This is a genomic window from Arthrobacter sp. EM1 (assembly GCF_029964055.1).
GTDB lineage: Bacteria > Actinomycetota > Actinomycetes > Actinomycetales > Micrococcaceae > Arthrobacter.
The window spans coordinates 3,295,336-3,311,834 of the sequence record NZ_CP124836.1; the positions used below are offsets into that span (position 1 = coordinate 3,295,336).

The following is a 16,499-nucleotide window of genomic DNA, read 5'->3' on the forward strand; positions in this document are numbered from 1 at the left end:
GTGGTCGCCCGGCTTGTTTAATCCGCCTCCCGGGAGGCAATGCCTTAGATCAGTGCGTCGGTGATGTGGTTGGGGGTGCCGAACCGGTGGGCGGTGATGCTGATGGCTTGCTCGTGCAGGAAGGGCAACAGGTCAACATGTCCGGATTCGGTAGCCGGCTGGTGGTAGATGGCGAGATCGGGGCGTCCGCCGGTGGCCTGGGCCAGGACTGTGTGGTTGCCGCCAAGGAGCCTGATCCGTGTGGTTGTTGTTGTCTTCGCGGCGGCGAGCCAGTCGGCGTCGTTCTGCACTGTGGTGTCGATGCCGAGGCCGGAGAAGACCGTGTGCAGCTTGGCGGGCAGCGCCTCGCCGCTGGACACCGTCAGGGTTGAGCCGGCGAGGACTCCGGCCGCGACGGTCCGGACAAGGTGGGTGAGGGGTTCAGCGTCGGAGCGGCGGATGGTCACGGGCAGGGGCCGGTAGCGGAAGATGTTCCGCTCGGCGGCCAGCCCGGTGGCGTCCCTGGCGGTGCCAAACTCGTCCGCCCAGGCGCGGGCGTCCGAGCCCAGTGCACGCTGCAATGATTCGAATTCGACGGCGGCCATCTCGCTCCGGGCAGCCTGCAGGATCCGCTGGACGCCAGGGTGCCCTGGTTCGGTGCTTTGGGCCGCGGAGCTGGGCTTGCTGGTCCAGGTGCCGAGTCCGGTCAGGTAGTTTGGACCGCCGGCCTTGGTGCCGGCGCCGACGGCGGATTTCTTCCAGCCGCCGAAGGGCTGGCGCTGCACAATGGCGCCGGTGATACCGCGGTTGACGTACAGGTTGCCCGCCTGGACGGTGTCAAGCCACAAGCCGACTTCCTCCGGATCCAGGGAGTGCAGACCGGACGTGAGGCCGTAGTCGATCTGGTTCTGGATCGCGATTGCCTCGTCCAGGGTGTCCGCGGTCATAACCCCGAGCACGGGGCCGAAGAATTCGGTGAGGTGGAAATATGAGCCGCGGCGCACGCCGTTGCGCACGCCCGGGCTCCAGAGCCTGCCGGTGTCATCAAGTTTCCGGGGCTCCACTGCCCAGGACTCGCCTTCGCCGAGTGTGGTGAGGGCGCTGAGCAGCTTGCCGTTGGCGGGTTCGATGATCGGGCCCATCTGGCTGGCCGGATCCTCCGGGTACCCCACCTTCAAGGACGTCACGGCGTCGACCAACTGGTGGTGGAAGCGCCTGGATTTCGCCACCGAGCCGACGAGGATCACCAGCGAGGCCGCAGAGCACTTCTGCCCGGCGTGGCCAAACGCGGAGTACGCGACGTCTTTGGCGGCGAGGTCGAGGTCCGCGCTCGGGGTCACAATAATGGCATTCTTACCGCTGGTCTCGGCGAGCAGGGGCAGGTCCGGGCGGAACGAACGGAATAATTCGGCCGTTTCGTAGCCGCCGGTGAGGATCACCCGGTCCACCGCGGGGTGGCCGATCAGCTGCCGGCCCAGCTCCCGCTCGCCGAGCTGAACCATGGTCAGGACGTCTCTCGGGACGCCGGCTTCCCACAGGGCCTCGACCATCACGGCGCCGCTGCGGCAAGCCTGCCTGGCGGGTTTGATGACAACGGCGGAGCCTGCGGCCAGGGCCGCGAGGGTAGAGCCGGCCGGGATGGCTACCGGGAAGTTCCACGGCGGCGTCACGACCGTGAGTGTGGCCGGCACGAAGGTGGCGCCGTCGACGTCGTCGAGTTTGCGGGCCGATTCGGCGTAGTAGTGCGCGAAGTCAACCGCCTCGCTGACCTCGGGGTCACCCTGGTCGATGGTCTTGCCGGTCTCGCTCGCCATGACCTCAAGCAGCTCAGCGCGGCGGGATTCCAGGACGTCGCCGGCGCGGTGCAGGATTTCGGCCCGCTCGGCTCCGGACAGTGCGCCCCAGGCCTTGCCCTTCGCCACGGCGGTCGCGATGACGGTCTCAAGGCTAGCCTCGTCATGGATGGTGGCCGCTTCCACGGCCGCGTTGCCCAGAGTCGAGTGCGGAACCCGCTCCAGGATGGCCCGGCCCCAATCGCGGTTCGCCGGCAGCGACGGATCGGTGTCCGGGGTGTTCGCAAAGGCGTCGCGCGGCATCGGCATGGCCGGGAGTGCGCGGTTCTGCCGCCTGTTCGGGCCGGGCACCGTGCCGTCCAAGTCGGCGAGGGAGGCGAGGAAGCGCTCCTTCTCTCGCTCGAAGAGGGAGCGGCTTTCTGGGGAGTTCCCCCCGAGTTCGAACACGGCGGACATGAAGTTTTCCTGGCTGGCGCCTTCCTCGAGGCGGCGGATCAGGTACGCGATCGCGACGTCGAACTCGGCCGGGTGCACCACTGGTGTGTAGAGCAGCAGCGAACCGACGTCCTTCCTGACCGCTTCCGCCTGGCCCTGGGCCATCCCCAACAGCATCTCGAACTCGATCCCGGACTCCACACCGCGCTGTTTGGCCAGCAACCAGGCGAACGCAATATCGAAGAGATTATGACCGGCCACACCGATCCGGATGTTCCCGATCCGGTCCGGGTGCAGCGCGTAATTGATGACGCGCTTGTAGTTGGTATCCGAATCCTGCTTCGTTCCCCAGGTGGCGAGCGGCCAGTCATGCAATGACGCTTCGACCTGCTCCATCGGCAGGTTCGCGCCCTTCACCACACGGACCTTGACCGCGGCGCCCCCGCCGGCGCGGCGCGCGGCAGCCCAGTCCTGCAGCCTGACCATCGCGGACAGCGCGTCCGGGAGGTAGGCCTGGAGCACAATGCCGGCCGCCAGGTTCTTGAACTCGGGCTTATCAAGGATCCGGGTGAAGACCGCGATGGTCAGATCCAGATCCTTGTATTCCTCCATGTCCAGATTGATGAACTTCGCCACCGGGAAGGACGCCGCCCGGGCGAACAGCGGGGTCAGCTTCTCCACCACATGCTCCACGGCCTCATCAAACGCCCACGGCGAGTGCGGGGCGACCGTCGAGGAAACCTTGATCGAGACGTAGTCAACGTCCGGACGGGCAAGGAGCGTATGGGTGCCCTCAAGCCGGCGGGAGGCCTCGTGCTCACCGAGCACTGCCTCGCCCAGGAGATTGACGTTGAGCTTGATGCCGTCCTTGCGGATCTTCGCGATGGCGGGACCGAGCTTGGCGTGGGTCGCGTCAACGATCAGGTGCCCCACCATCTCACGCAGCACCCGGCGTGCGATCGGGATAACCAAGCGCGGCAGCAACGGGGCCATGGTGCCGCCGAGCCGGACGGCGCCGCGCATGTACCAGGGCAGGAAAGCGGGCACCTTGGGTGCCAGCGCCGCGAGGTTCCGCGCTGCAACTCCCAGGTCCTCGGGACGGACGACGCCGTCGACGAATCCGACGGTGAAGTCGAGGCCGTTCGGGTCCTTCAACACCCCGGCGAGCTGGGCGGCCGAGGCATCAACCGGAACGCTTGCCGCCGCGGACAGCCAGCGACGCACCAACCCGATCGTCTCTTCCGACAGGGCGGTGGCCTCAAGGACCGCAGAGTCGTCCGAAAAGGTTGTCTGCTCGGCCGCGTTGCCGGCCTTCACACCGGACTCCGTTGAAACGTTGGTCATGGCTGCACTCGTTCTTTCTCAAAAATGTGGACCGTTCTTGTTTCAGTATGCGACCGGATTTTCATAAGATAAAGCGATGTTTTTCGAGCAATACTGGTCAGAAAATCGAACGTTTTGCCCGCCACGCCAAACGACCCTCCCTCACCTCCGGCGCTGATTCGCACGGCCCTCCCTCACTTCCGTCGGGAAACCACGAAACCCTCTCCCACAAGATGAGAGAGGGTTCGCCGATCGTGGACCGGAGTTGAGGGAGCGTCGGGGGAAACACGACCGGAGCTGAGGGAGCGTCGGGGCTAGCCGATGTGGCGGTGCATCTCCACGGCTTCTTCGTGCCGGGGGCTGTCGGGATTCATCAGTGAGTGCTTTCGGCCGTAGCCGAAGTAGATGACAAGACCAACGACGAGCCAGACGCCGAATCGCAGCCAGGTCTCCCAGTGCAGTTGAAACATCAGGAACCCGGAAGCCAGTACACCGAAGGCCGGAACGAGGGGCATCAGCGGCAGCCGGAACGTGCGCGGGGCGTCGGGTTTTTTGTAGCGGAACACGATCACCGAGAAGCAGACGACGACGAACGCGGCCAGGATGCCGATGTTGGTCAGGTCGGCGACTGCCTTGATCGGGAATACCCCGGCCAGCAGTGCCGAAGCGACGCCGGCAATCCAGGTCACGCGCTGCGGGGTGCCGTGGCGGTCGGTCTTGGCGAACCAGCCGGGGAGCAGGCCGTCGCGGCTCATCGAGAACCAGACGCGGGTGACGCCGAGCAGGAAGGTGAGCATCACGGTCAGGATCGACAGCACGGCAAAGACCGAGATAATCGTGGCGATGACCGGCAGGCCGACACCGTTGAACGCGGAGGCGAAGCCGGCCTTGGGGTCGATGTCCTTGAAATTCTGCATGCCGGTGAGCACCAGGGTGGCGGCAACGTACAGGAGCATCGCGATGATCAGGGACATAATGATGGCCTTCGGCATGTGCTTCTTGCCGTCGGTCGCCTCTTCCGCTGCGGTACTCATGGCGTCGTATCCGAACACTGCGAAGAACACGGTGGCCGCGCCTGCCACCACCGGACCGAAGCCGCTGGGCATAAACGGGTTGTAGTTCCCCGTGTCGATGTAGAAGATGCCCAGGCCGATGATGAACAGGATCAGGACCACCTTGATCCCTACGGCTACAAGTTCGAAGCGGCCAAAAGTCTTGGTGCCGCGGGACAGGATCCAGGTCACGAGCAGGCAGACGGCGATCGCCGGGAGGTTGATGATTCCCCCGGTGCCCTCGTCCGGCGTCGCGGTCATCCAGGCGGGCATGTGCACGCCGATGCCGGTCAGGAACGCATCGAAATACCCGGAAATGCCGATGGCCACAACAGCCACGATCGCAATGTACTCCAGCAGCAGGTCCCAGCCGATGAACCAGCCGATGATTTCCCCGAGGGCCACGTAGCCGTACGTGTATGCCGAGCCGGCCCGGGGGATCATTCCGGCGAATTCCGCGTAGGACAGCGCGGCAGCCGCGGAGGCGAGGCCCGCGATCAGGAAGGAAAACAGTACGGCCGGTCCGACGCCGGGTTCGGACTCGCTGCCATGGGCCACCAGGCCCGCCAGGGAAAAGATGCCGACGCCGATGATACCGCCGACGCCGATGGCCGTCAGCTGCCATAGCCCAAGGCTCTTGAAAAGCCCGCTATGAAGGCTTTCTTCCTCGATGTCGTCGATTGGCTTGCGCCGCAAGATCGACCTGGTCATGTCTTGTGCGTTCATTTTCAGGGTCTCCCGTTTGGTGTGGCACCCATCAACCCACCCTGTGATGGGGGTAACTCAACGACAACAGTATGCAAGCCGGATTGCATTAGATAAAGTGAATTCTCCTAATCAATAACCATTAGATTTCACAAAGGAATAGCGATGCTGGATGTCCGGCGATTGCGCCTGTTGCGCGAACTGAAAATCCGCGGCACCCTGGTCGCGGTAGCGGAAGCGCTGCAGTACAGCCCGTCGTCGGTGTCGCAGCAGCTGGCACTGCTGGAAAAGGAGGCCGGCGTCGAACTGCTTCGCAAAACCGGTCGCCGGGTTCAGCTCACCCCGCAGGCCGAAGTCCTGGTAGCCCACACGGCCCATTTGCTGGAAACGCTGGAACAGGCCGAGGCGGACCTGGCAGCCTCCCTCACGACAGTGACCGGCACCGTTCGGATGGCCGTTTTCCAGTCCGCGGCGCTGGCACTGATGCCTGACGCGCTCACCCGTATGTCCTCACGCTATCCCGAGGTGAGGGTTGAAATGACCCAGCAGGAACCCGAAACGGCACTCCACGAAACGTGGGCCCGCGATTTCGACCTGGTGATTGCCGAGCAGTACCCCGGACACGCAGCACCCCGGTATGCCGAGCTCGACCGCGTCCGGCTCACAGGCGATGCGATCCGCCTCGCGGTTCCGCCCGCCGCCGCCGACCGCGCGGCAATAACGTCCCTCGCGGAGACCGCCGGGATGGCGTGGGTGATGGAACCCCGCGGGGCCGCGTCGCGGCATTGGGCAGAGCAGGCTTGCCGCAGCGCCGGCTTTGAGCCCGACGTCCGGTTCGAAACGGCTGACCTGCAGGCGCAGATCCGGCTGATCGAATCCGGCAACGCCGTGGCCCTTATGCCTGACCTCGTCTGGACCGGAAGAGGCACGACGGCGGATCTGATCACCCTGCCGGGTGATCCGCACCGGACCATCTTCACTTCGGTGCGGCGTTCCAGCGTCAAGCGCCCGGCAATCCTGGCCGCGCGAGAGATCCTGGCCGAGACCGCCGCGTCCATCCCGCCCGCGGGCCCGTAATATGGCGGGTCGGCGCCCCCTGGCGCACAGCGCCGCCGGCGGACCGGCGCTAGACTGGTGGCGTTATGAACCGCACAATATTCAAGTCCAAAATCCACCGCGCCACGGTCACGCACGCGGACCTCCACTACGTCGGATCGGTCACCGTGGACCTGGATCTGCTGGACGCCGCCGACATCCTTCCCGGCGAGCTGGTATCCATCGTCGACGTCACCAACGGTGCCCGGCTTGAGACGTACACAATCGCCGGCGAGCGCGGTTCCGGGGTCATTGGCATCAACGGTGCCGCCGCACACCTGATGCACGAGAACGACATCATCATTCTGATCACCTACGCCCAAATGACCACGGACGAGGCCAAGGCCTATCGTCCCAGGGTGGTCCATGTGGATAAGGACAACAACATCGTCCAGATCGGCTCCGACCCCGCGGAGGCTCATACGCCGGGGACCATGCGTCCGCCGTTCGCGCTGGATAACGCAACACTTAGCTGACGCCGAGCCGCCGCGCCGGCGGAGTGTCCACGCCGTAACGGGCACCAGGAGTAAATAAAGCTGATTACTCTTGGCAGGTGACTGCCACCCTATGCCTGACGCCGACGGCCACCACATGCTAGGCGTTCTCGCCGGATTCTTTGTGGTGTGGTGCATCATCCTGGTGGGCATGTTCGTCGGCCGGCGCGGGATCCTGGGTACGAACGCCCGCTCCGTGCTCAGTGCGTTGACCTTCTTTGTTGCCAGCCCCGCACTGCTTTTCGAAACGCTCGGCAAGGCTCGTCTGGACGACGTCTTCGCGGCGCCCCTGCTGGTCACAGCAGCCGGTGCCATCACCACTGCGGCGCTTTTCTTCGTCATTGTCCGCGTCCTCCTGAAGCGTTCCGTGCCGGAATCGCTGATGTCCTCGATGGGCGCCTCGCTGGCCAATTCCGCCAACCTAGGCATCCCGATCGCCGCCTTCGTCCTTGGCGACGCCAGCTACGTGGCTCCCCTGCTGATCTTCCAGCTGGCCTTCTTCACGCCGCTGTTCCTGATGGCCCTCGACGCCACGACAAGCAACCACCGGACCACACCGCTGGGTTTCGGGCTGATGATCCTGCGAAATCCGATGATCGTGGGCTCCGGACTCGGCCTGCTCGTGGCGGGGACCGGCTGGCGGGTCCCCGATCTCGTGATGCAGCCAATCCACCTGATCGGCGGCGCCGCGATTCCGGCCATGCTGATCGCCTTTGGCATGAGCCTCAATGGGTCCCGGCCCCTGCAGGCCTCTGCGGGCCGGCGTCTCGACACCCTGCTGGCAAGCGGGTTCAAGCTCGTTGTGCATCCCGCGCTGGCTTACGTTTTCGCGCGCTTCCTCCTTGGCATGGAAGAGCAAGAGCTATTTGCGGTGGTGGTCACGTCGGCGTTGCCCACGGCGCAGAACGTGTTCGTTGCCGCAAGCCGCTACCAGACCGGGCTCACGGTCGCGAAGGACACCGTGCTCGTCACCACAGTCGTCGCAGTGCCCGCCATGATCTGCGTGGCACTGCTCCTCGCCTGATACCGGCCAGGCCGTGCCCGGGTTGTTTCCCGCGCCGGTAGGCTGGGACCGGCTTTAGCCGGCCCGCGGAGATCCGGGGCACCAGCACAATATGGGGACAAAATGCACACACTCAGAACGCGCAGCAGCGGCGCACCCGGCGCCGTCGACTGGATCGTTTCCGGGCTGGCGGGACTGCTGCTGGTCTCAGCCACGGCCTGCGCCGCACCCGGGACGGGTCCGGCCGCCGCCCCGGCGGCCACCGCAGGCGCTACAGCACCGGCGGAGCCAGGGACGCCGGCGCCGGCCACCTCGCCCGCGGACATCACCGCCGGCCCGCGCGCCGGCAACGCCCTGGACGAATTGGCCACGATTCCGGTCAAGGGCCGGGCACCCAAGACGGGTTACTCACGCGAAGAGTTTGGCCAGGCCTGGGCCGACGTCGACCGCAACGGGTGCGACACCCGCAACGATGTGCTGCGCCGGGACCTGACAGCCCTCGCCCTCAAGCCCGGCACCGGGGAGTGTGTGGTCCTCTCCGGCGTCCTGAACGACCCGTACACGGGGACCCTGATCAATTTCCTCCGCGGCAGCACCACCAGCGCCGCCGTACAGATTGACCATGTGGTGGCCCTCAGCGACGCCTGGCAAAAGGGCGCCCAGCAACTCACCGCGGCCCAGCGGCTGTCCCTGGCCAACGACCCGCTGAACCTGCTCGCGGTGGACGGCCCCAACAACCAGCAAAAGAGCGACGGCGACGCCGCGACCTGGCTGCCGCCAAACAAAGCCTTCCGCTGCGACTATGTTGCCCGGCAGATCTCCGTCAAGTCCGGCTACGGCCTGTGGATCACCCAAGCCGAGCATGATGCGATGGCACGGATCCTCGGCGGCTGCCCGGACGCAACAATCCCTGCCGGCACAGGTACGGCCACCCCCAACACGCCGTCCCCGGCGGCGCCAGTTCCCGCAGCCCCGGGCCCCGCAGCGCCGGCCCCTGCGGCCGTGTTCTACGCGAACTGCGCCGCTGCCCGGGCGGCCGGGGCCGCGCCGCTGCGATCCGGCCAGCCAGGCTACCGCGAGCAGATGGACGGCGACCGCGACGGGGTCGCCTGCGAATAGGGATGTCGGGGTCCGGAACCTAGTTCTTCGGCAGCGCGTCCAGCAGACGGGCGCACCGGATGAAACCCAGGTGCGAGTACGCCTGCGGATGGTTTCCCAAGTGCGTTTCGGTGCCCGGGTCGTACTCCTCCGGCAGCAGCCCGGTCGGCCCAAACAGATTGACCAGCTGGTCGAACAGGTCCCATGCCTCCTCGATGCGCCCCACCGCCACGTACGCCTCAATGAGCCAGGTGGTGCAGATGTGGAAGCCGCCCTCCAGTCCGGGCAGCCCGTCGTCGTAGCGGTAGCGGAACACCGTGGGGCCCACCCGCAGCTCCCGTTCCACCGCTGTGACGGTGTCCAGGAAGCGCTGGTCGGCGACGTCCAGGAGGCCGGAGAGCCCAATGTGCAGCACCGCAGCGTCCAGATCCGGGCTGTCATAGGCCACCGTGTAGGACGCGGCGCTCTCATCCCAGCCCTCGCGCAGGACTTCGTCCCGAATGAGAGCCGCAGTGGGCGCCCACTGCGGCAGCGGCGTCCGTCCGTGCCGGGCGGCGGTGCGCAGCGCCCGGTCCAGAGCCACCCAGCACATCACCTTGGTATATATGTGGTGCCGGGGCGCCCGCCGGGCTTCCCAGATTCCGTGGTCCGCCTCCTGCCAGCGGGTTAGGACGGCAGCCGCCATCTGGACCATCAGCTCCCAATGGGCCTCGGCCAGTTCCCCCTGCCGCGCGCTCAGGGCATCGATGAGCTCGGCGATCGGCCCGAAGACGTCAAGCTGCACCTGATGGTCGGCGGCATTGCCGATCCGCACCGGCCGGGAGCCCGCGTAACCGGGCAGGCTCTCGATAATAGCCTCGGTTGACAGCGGAGCCCCGGTAACCGAATACAGCGGGTGCAGCCACTCCGGGCCCGGAGAGTGGGCAAGGATCCGGCCCAGCCAGGCGAGGAACCCCTCAGCCTCCGACGTCGAGCCGAGGTCCACCAGCGCATTAACAGTCATCGAGCCGTCCCGCAGCCAGCAGTACCGGTAGTCCCAGTTCCGCGTGCCGCCGATCCCCTCCGGCAGGGAGGTGGTGGGCGCCGCCAGCACCGCACCGGTGGGCTCGTGCACCAGGGCCCGGAGCACCAGGGCGGACCTGCGGACCAGGGACGGTTTCACCGCGGGCAACTGCAGCGCCTGCACCCAACGCCGGGAATGATGCGCGACGGCGGCACGGCGGGAGTTTTCCTCGGGCGGCGCCGCGCGGTGGAGTTCCGTGTCGCCGCAGCGCAGGTTCAGCACCACCGGACCGTGCCGCAACTCAACCTCTGCAGTCGCGGTGGCGTGGCGGCCGTCGGAGGTGATCCTGAAGCTGGCACCTGGGGCAAGCAGGATCATCGGGTCGGCGGTCCCCACCACGTGCAGCTCTGATCCACGGGCCTCCATGCTGAAGTGCGCGTTGGCGTAGTCCGGACGGGGCGCAAAGACAATCCGCGCAGTCCCCGTTCCGGAGAGCACCCGGACCAGGCTGGTGACACCCTCCGGCGCCGGTTCCAGGTAGTCGGTGACTGTCACGTCGGCCCAGCGGGTTTCCACGATCATCGTGCTGTCCACATAGCGCTGCCCCAGGACCTGCGAGGCCTTGACCGGTTCGACCGAAAAGTGGCCGGCAGCGTCACCGCCGAGCAGATGCGCAAAGAGCGATCCGGAATCCGGCAGCGGGTGGGTCATCCAGCAGATTTTGGCATCCGGGGTGATAAGGGCAGTGGACGAGCCGTTGCCGATCATGGAGTGCCGCTCCAGTCCGACGGCGTCCTCTCCGAAGAGCCAGGCCCGCCGCAGTTCAAAGAGGATGGCCAGCACCCGGGCGAAGGACTCGGGGTCCGGAAGCCGATGCGGCGCCAGGGTGGGTCCCGCCCCCACCCGCAGCGCCATGTCCGGCCCGCGCAACGTCGCCATTGCCAGCTCATCGCTCGCAGCGTCTCCCGCGTAGAGGGCTGCGCTGACGCCGAGCATGGAGCGCAACTGTTCCAGGGCGGCTGCCTTGGCCGGTTCCACCACGGAAAGGTCCAGCACCGAACCGTCCACAATCAGGGCCAGCCCATGCGCGCGGGCTATCACCTGCGCTTGCGCGGTGGCGAGCGCAACGACGTCGGCAGCGGCCGGGCGGGTGTGCACCGACACTGCGACGGGTTTCCGTTCGATGGTGATTCCCCGGTAGGCGCCCACAGTTTCGGCAAGGGCCTGGCTGGCTTGCTGCAACACGGATTCGGTGGCCAGGGACAGGCCGTGGGCATAACCCATGTCGAACTCGGCACCGTGCGAGCCGACCAGGTGGACCTCGGCCGGGAGCCGGGAGACTGCGGCCAGGTCGCGCAGGGAACGCCCCGAGATGACGGCGGCATGGGTGTTGGGGAGCGCCGCCAGCGCACGGAGGGCAATCGCCGCGCTGCCCAGCGGCAGGGTCTCGGTGGAAATGCCTTCCGCCGCGCACAGGGTCCCGCCGTAGTTGCACGCCACCAGCAGCGCCGGGGTGCGGGCCAGGATTTTAAGTTCCGCCAGGAGTTGTGGCGTCAGCCCGTCGTCGGCGGCGTTGGTCTGGACGAAGGCCCGGAGCAGGCCCAGCGGCAGGGACTTCGTCAGGAGGGCAGAGTCCGCCAGGGACTGGTTGAGCGGAGTGGGCATGTGCGGAGTCCTTTGGTTAGTCCCCCATGCCTGCCTTGAGTGCGCCCGCTGCCGGGCGTACTCCCAGTATTCGCTGCACCCCGTTTCCCTCGGGTGTCCCGGCGGTTGCAGTTATGTAAATTCCGCAACCGCCGGTACCGCATCGGACGTCGACGGTGGCTGGACGCCGGAGCCTAGACCCGCACGAGTCCTGCGACGTCGGCCAGAAGCTGTACCGAACGCAGCCGGGAATCGGTGGCATTGCTCTGGTGCGCGACGATCAGCTCGTCGGCGTCAGCATGCGCGGCGAATCCGTCCAGGTATTCCAACACGGCGTCGGGGGTGCCCACGGCCGAGTACTTCATCATCTGGGCGATGTGCTGGCCCTGCGGCGACTCCAGGACCATGTCCGCCTCGTCGTCGCTGAATTCGCGGCCGTTGCCGAAGAACAGTGAGACCCTGGCGCGTTTGGTCGCTTGGAAGTTCTGCTGCGCCTCGGCTGCGGAATCCGCCGCGATCACGTTGACGCCGGCAATCACGTGCGGGGCGTCCAGCTGCGCGGAGGGCTGGAAGTCGCGGCGGTAGATGGCTACGGCGTCCCGCAGCGCGTTCGGCGCAAAATGCGAGGCGAAGGCGTAGGGCAGGCCCAGCTGCGCAGCGAGCTTGGCGCCGAACAGGGAGGATCCCAGGATGTACAGGGGGACGTTGGTGCCCTTGCCCGGGGTGGCTTCCACGCCCTGGATGCGGGTGGGGCCGGTCAGGTAGCCCTGGAGTTCCAGCACGTCCTGCGGGAAGCTGTCCGAAGACATCGGGTCGCGGCGCAGGGCACGAAGCGTATTCTGGTCGCTGCCGGGCGCACGGCCCAAGCCAAGGTCGATCCGTCCAGGGTGCAGGGTCTCGAGGGTGCCGAACTGCTCGGCGATAGTCAGCGGTGAGTGGTTTGGCAACATCACCCCGCCGGCGCCGAGGCGGATACTTTCGGTGTGCGCGGCAACGTGGGCGATCAGCACACTGGTGGCCGACGAGGCGATGGCCGACATGTTGTGGTGCTCGGCGTACCAGACGCGCCGGTACCCCAGCTTCTCGGCGAGTTGCGCCATGGCCACGCTTCCCGCCAGGCTCTCGGCCGCCGTCTGGCCCTTACCGATGGTTGCCAGGTCAAGGATGGAAAGCGGAACAGTCACGGAAAAGCCGGCCTTTCGTAGCGGGGAATTCTCAGTAGCCGCACCGGATCCCGGTGCGGGCACACTGTAGACAACGACGCCGGGCCCCGGGATATTTCTGTGCCAGCTGTGGCGTCCCCCATGCTCTTTCCGGGCTGAGGCTCAAGGAGGGGGATAGTTGCAGCCCCGTCCGCCGGAGCCGAACTCCGGCACTGCGACGCGTCCGGAATACTCAGCTGGCTCAGGGAGTTGCCGCCCCTATGAGCCATAACAACTCACAGCATCCGCAAACATCCGCCACGATCGCACTCAAGGACCTGGGCACCGTCCATCGGCTGGGATTCGGCGCCATGAGGATTGTTGGGGACGGCGTCTGGGGCGAGCCAGCCGACCGCAACGCCGCCATCGCCGTCGTCCGCCGTGCGGTTGAGCTCGGTGTCGACTTCATTGACACCGCTGATTCGTACGGGCCCAATATCAGCGAGGAAATCCTGGCCGAGGCACTGCACCCGTACAAGGCGGGGTTGAGGATCGCCACCAAGGTCGGGTTCACCCGTACCGGCCCGCACGAGTGGGTGCCGCTGGGCCGGGCCGAATACCTGCGCCAGCAGACCGAACTGAGCCTGAGAAAACTGAAGGTCGACGCCCTGGATCTGCTCCAGCTGCACCGGATCGACCCCAAGGTAGACCCGGAGGAGCAGTTCGCTGTGCTTCGTGACCTGCAAAACGAGGGCAAGGTGAAGGCCTTGGGCCTGTCCCAGGTCAGCGTCGCAGAGCTCGAAGCAGCCGGTAAGTACTTCACCGTTTCCACCGTGCAGAACCGCTACAACCTGACCGACCGCAGCTCCGAGGACGTGCTGAACTACGCCGAGGAGAACGGGATCGGATTCATCCCCTGGGCGCCGATCTCCGCGGGCGAACTTGCTCAGCCCGGCGGCCCGCTGGATGCGGCTGCCAAGCGGCTGGGCGCCACCACTTCGCAGGTGGCCCTCGCCTGGCTGCTGCGCCGCTCCTCAGTGATGATGCCGATCCCCGGAACCGGTTCGGTCAAACACCTCGAAGAGAACCTGGCCGCTGCCGGCGTTGTCCTGGACGACGCCGCCTACGCCGAGCTCCAAGCCGCCCACTAAGTCCCCAATATCAACGCCGGCCCCGTGGCCGGCAGAACAGGAGCCTGACATGGCTAACATCCTGATGGTCGTATCCGCCGCCGATTCCCTCACCATGCGCGACGGGAGCGAACACCCCACCGGCTATTGGGCTGAGGAACTGGTCGTTTCGCATCAGACCCTGCTCGACGCCGGGCACACCGTCCACCTCGCCACCCCGGGCGGCGCCAAGCCCACTGTTGACCAGGTCAGCCTCGCACCCGAGGCCGCCGGCGGCGAGGAACGGGCGAACGGATTCCGCGACTACATCGCCACGATCGACGCTGAGCTGTCCGCGCCGCTGGTGCTTGCCGACGTCAGCATCGCCGGCTACGACGCGGTCATTATGCCCGGCGGCCATGGCCCGATGACCGACCTTTACGAGGACAAGGACCTTGGCAAGCTCCTGGTTGCGGCGAACGCCGACGGCAAAGTCATCGCACCGTTCTGCCACGGCCCGGCCGGCCTGTTGAGCGCCACGGACGACGCCGGGGCGTTTGCTTTCGCCGGCCGCCGCCTCACCGTGTTCACGAACGAAGAGGAACTCAACGGCGGCACCGGCCCCAACACGCCGTGGTTCGTGGAGGACGAGCTGAAGGACAAAGGCGCCATCGTCGAAACGGCGGCTGCCTGGAGCTCCCACGTTGTGCGCGACGGCAACCTGATCAGCGGCCAGAACCCGCAGTCCAGCGAGGCTGTGGCGAAGGAAGTTCTCAAGGCCCTCGCCGAATAGCAGCATAAAAACAACATCCGCTGAAGCCGGGTCCGGGCCGCCGGACCCGGCTAAGCTGTCCGCATGGCCATCAAATCCACCGCAGACAAAGTCGCCACCATCCAGCAGGGCTACACCCTTCAGGGGCCCACAATTGAGCTGGGTGCCGCGATCGTCGACGGCGAGGTCCACAAGGACGCTCCTGTCCGGCTCCCGTTGTCCATGATGAACCGCCACGGACTGGTGGCCGGGGCAACGGGCACGGGTAAGACCGTGACCTTGCACATGATGGCGGAACAGCTTTCCACCGCCGGGGTCCCGGTGTTCCTGGCGGACATCAAGGGGGATCTCTCCGGGCTGGCTACAGCCGCCACCGGCAGTGAGAAACTCATCACGCGCACGGCGGGGATCGGGCAGCCCTGGTCCGGCAAAACGTTCCCGGTGGAGTTCCTGGCCCTGGGCGGGGACGGCACCGGGATCCCGGTCCGCGCCACTATCACCTCCTTTGGGCCCGTCCTGCTTTCCCGCGTTATGGAGCTCAACGAAACGCAGGAATCGAGCCTGCAGCTGGTCTTTCACTTCGCGGACAAGAACCAGCTCGAACTGATCGACCTCAAGGACCTTCGCGCGGTCATCCAGTTCCTCACGTCCGCGGAGGGCAAGGACGAACTTGAGGAACTCGGCGGGCTTTCGAAGTCGACCGCCGGCGTTATCCTGCGCGAGCTGATCACCCTTGAGGCGCAGGGTATGGAGAAGTTCTTCGGCGAACCCGAGTTCGACACCGCAGAACTTTTGCGCACCGCCCCGGACGGGCGCGGCGTGATCACCTGTCTGGAGCTGCCCACCCTGCAGACCAAACCGATGCTGTTCTCGACGTTCCTGATGTGGCTGCTGGCCGATCTGTTTGAGGACCTGCCCGAGGCCGGCGACCTGGACAAGCCCAAGCTTGTGTTCTTCCTGGACGAAGCCCACCTGCTCTTCAACGGCGCCTCGAAGGCGTTCCTGGCTGCGATCACCACCACCGTACGACTGATCCGGTCCAAGGGTGTTGGCATCTTCTTCGTGACCCAGACTCCCAAGGATGTTCCCGCCGACGTCCTGGGGCAGCTCGCGAACCGGGTGCAGCATGCCCTCCGGGCCTATACGCCCGAGGACGCGAAGGCGCTCAAAGCCACCGTCTCCACCTTCCCGGTGAGCGATTACGATCTGGCGGAAACCCTTACTTCCGCCGGGATCGGCGAGGCGGTCGTTACCGTGATGAACGAGAATGGTGCCCCGACGCCGGTCGCACTCACCCGGCTGCGCGCGCCGGAATCGGTGATGGGTCCCAGCGCCGACGCGTTGATCGCCAGCACCGTGGCCGGCTCCGCATTGCTGGCCAAGTACGGCACCGCCGTCGACAATGTCTCCGCCTATGAAAAGATCTCCGGGAAAGCCTCGCCGGATACGGGACCCGCCGCCCCGGCTCCCGCCGGTGCCGCCACCACCGACGTCGACGCCGAAGCCCGGCGGATCGAGGAGGAAATCCTGGGCCGTCCCAGCAGCCGGCCCGCCGCGGCGCCCGAACCACGCGAACCCCGCGAGTCGCCCCGGCAGTCCCAGCGCAGCCCGGCGGCGGACGGCGGCAGAGCCGGCGACCTTTCCGGTGTCCTGGGTGGCGCCCTTGGCGGCGGGCTGAAAAGCATGGCACGCTCGCTGGGAACCCAGCTCGGCCGCGAACTGCTGCGCGGCGTCTTCGGTACCGCCCCGAAGCGCCGCCGCTAAGGTCCGGCGGGACGGCGTCCCCAGCTCACGCGATCCGTGCGGGCCGGGCGCGTCCCTAACGACAAGGGAATTCCTGCAGGGTGCAGGT

11 protein-coding genes are annotated in these 16,499 nt (G+C 66.5%); 7 read left to right on the forward strand and 4 right to left on the reverse strand.

All coding sequences use genetic code 11. The features are described from left to right. Positions 1 to 44 precede the first annotated feature (44 nt). Together QI450_RS15280 and QI450_RS15285 are read right to left on the reverse strand one after the other, a co-directional pair. On the reverse strand, positions 45 to 3,551 hold the full coding sequence (locus QI450_RS15280; protein ID WP_226775206.1) for a proline dehydrogenase family protein: 3,507 nt from the start codon (positions 3,549 to 3,551) through the stop codon (positions 45 to 47). Positions 3,552 to 3,844: 293 nt separating this feature from the next. Then, positions 3,845 to 5,308, reverse strand: coding sequence for an amino acid permease (locus tag QI450_RS15285; protein WP_226775205.1), 1,464 nt, complete (start codon positions 5,306 to 5,308; stop codon positions 3,845 to 3,847). 144 nt (positions 5,309 to 5,452) lie between these two features. Here QI450_RS15285 and QI450_RS15290 point away from each other — a divergent pair, with 144 nt between their 5' ends. From QI450_RS15290 to QI450_RS15305, 4 genes are all read left to right on the forward strand, one after another. Further along, positions 5,453 to 6,364 carry a LysR substrate-binding domain-containing protein gene (locus QI450_RS15290; RefSeq protein ID WP_226775204.1) on the forward strand — a complete coding sequence of 304 codons (912 nt, stop codon included), beginning with the start codon at positions 5,453 to 5,455 and terminating at the stop codon, positions 6,362 to 6,364. A gap of 65 nt (positions 6,365 to 6,429) precedes the next feature. After that, positions 6,430 to 6,858 carry an aspartate 1-decarboxylase gene (gene panD, locus QI450_RS15295; protein WP_226775203.1) on the forward strand — a complete coding sequence of 143 codons (429 nt, stop codon included), beginning with the start codon at positions 6,430 to 6,432 and terminating at the stop codon, positions 6,856 to 6,858. A 115-nt stretch (positions 6,859 to 6,973) separates the two neighbouring features. Continuing rightward, on the forward strand, positions 6,974 to 7,900 hold the full coding sequence (locus QI450_RS15300) for an AEC family transporter (protein ID WP_226775495.1): 927 nt from the start codon (positions 6,974 to 6,976) through the stop codon (positions 7,898 to 7,900). Between the two features lie 102 nt (positions 7,901 to 8,002). Next, positions 8,003 to 8,998 (forward strand): DUF1524 domain-containing protein, encoded by a 996-nt coding sequence (locus QI450_RS15305; RefSeq protein ID WP_226775202.1) that lies wholly within the window; start codon positions 8,003 to 8,005, stop codon positions 8,996 to 8,998. A 19-nt stretch (positions 8,999 to 9,017) separates the two neighbouring features. Here QI450_RS15305 and QI450_RS15310 read toward each other — a convergent pair whose 3' ends face one another. Both QI450_RS15310 and QI450_RS15315 read right to left on the reverse strand, forming a co-directional pair. After that, the gene (locus QI450_RS15310) at positions 9,018 to 11,645 is read right to left on the reverse strand and encodes a trehalase-like domain-containing protein (RefSeq protein WP_226775201.1); all 2,628 of its coding nucleotides are present in this window, start codon (positions 11,643 to 11,645) and stop codon (positions 9,018 to 9,020) included. 173 nt (positions 11,646 to 11,818) lie between these two features. Further along, positions 11,819 to 12,808 (reverse strand): LLM class flavin-dependent oxidoreductase, encoded by a 990-nt coding sequence (locus QI450_RS15315; RefSeq protein ID WP_226775200.1) that lies wholly within the window; start codon positions 12,806 to 12,808, stop codon positions 11,819 to 11,821. Positions 12,809 to 13,047: 239 nt separating this feature from the next. On the opposite strand from QI450_RS15315, the gene QI450_RS15320 reads away from it, so the two are divergent. The 3 genes from QI450_RS15320 (at position 13,048) to QI450_RS15330 (ending at position 16,411) form a co-directional block, all read left to right on the forward strand. Beyond that, the gene (locus QI450_RS15320) at positions 13,048 to 13,917 is read left to right on the forward strand and encodes an aldo/keto reductase (RefSeq protein ID WP_226775199.1); all 870 of its coding nucleotides are present in this window, start codon (positions 13,048 to 13,050) and stop codon (positions 13,915 to 13,917) included. A gap of 49 nt (positions 13,918 to 13,966) precedes the next feature. Continuing rightward, positions 13,967 to 14,668: a type 1 glutamine amidotransferase domain-containing protein gene (locus tag QI450_RS15325; RefSeq protein WP_226775198.1), complete on the forward strand. Its 702-nt coding sequence runs from the start codon at positions 13,967 to 13,969 to the stop codon at positions 14,666 to 14,668. 63 nt (positions 14,669 to 14,731) lie between these two features. Continuing rightward, complete coding sequence (locus tag QI450_RS15330) at positions 14,732 to 16,411, forward strand: helicase HerA-like domain-containing protein (RefSeq protein WP_226775197.1); 1,680 nt, start codon at positions 14,732 to 14,734, stop codon at positions 16,409 to 16,411. The last annotated feature ends 88 nt before the right edge of the window (positions 16,412 to 16,499 follow it).

Coding starts and splice junctions, on each gene's coding strand:
- QI450_RS15280 (WP_226775206.1), bottom strand. CDS start 3,551: ATGACCAACGTTTCAACGGAGTCCGGTGTGAAGGCCGGCAACGCGGCC.
- QI450_RS15285 (WP_226775205.1), bottom strand. CDS start 5,308: ATGAACGCACAAGACATGACCAGGTCGATCTTGCGGCGCAAGCCAATC.
- QI450_RS15290 (WP_226775204.1), top strand. CDS start 5,453: ATGCTGGATGTCCGGCGATTGCGCCTGTTGCGCGAACTGAAAATCCGC.
- panD (WP_226775203.1), top strand. CDS start 6,430: ATGAACCGCACAATATTCAAGTCCAAAATCCACCGCGCCACGGTCACG.
- QI450_RS15300 (WP_226775495.1), top strand. CDS start 6,974: ATGCTAGGCGTTCTCGCCGGATTCTTTGTGGTGTGGTGCATCATCCTG.
- QI450_RS15305 (WP_226775202.1), top strand. CDS start 8,003: ATGCACACACTCAGAACGCGCAGCAGCGGCGCACCCGGCGCCGTCGAC.
- QI450_RS15310 (WP_226775201.1), bottom strand. CDS start 11,645: ATGCCCACTCCGCTCAACCAGTCCCTGGCGGACTCTGCCCTCCTGACG.
- QI450_RS15320 (WP_226775199.1), top strand. CDS start 13,048: ATGAGCCATAACAACTCACAGCATCCGCAAACATCCGCCACGATCGCA.
- QI450_RS15325 (WP_226775198.1), top strand. CDS start 13,967: ATGGCTAACATCCTGATGGTCGTATCCGCCGCCGATTCCCTCACCATG.
- QI450_RS15330 (WP_226775197.1), top strand. CDS start 14,732: ATGGCCATCAAATCCACCGCAGACAAAGTCGCCACCATCCAGCAGGGC.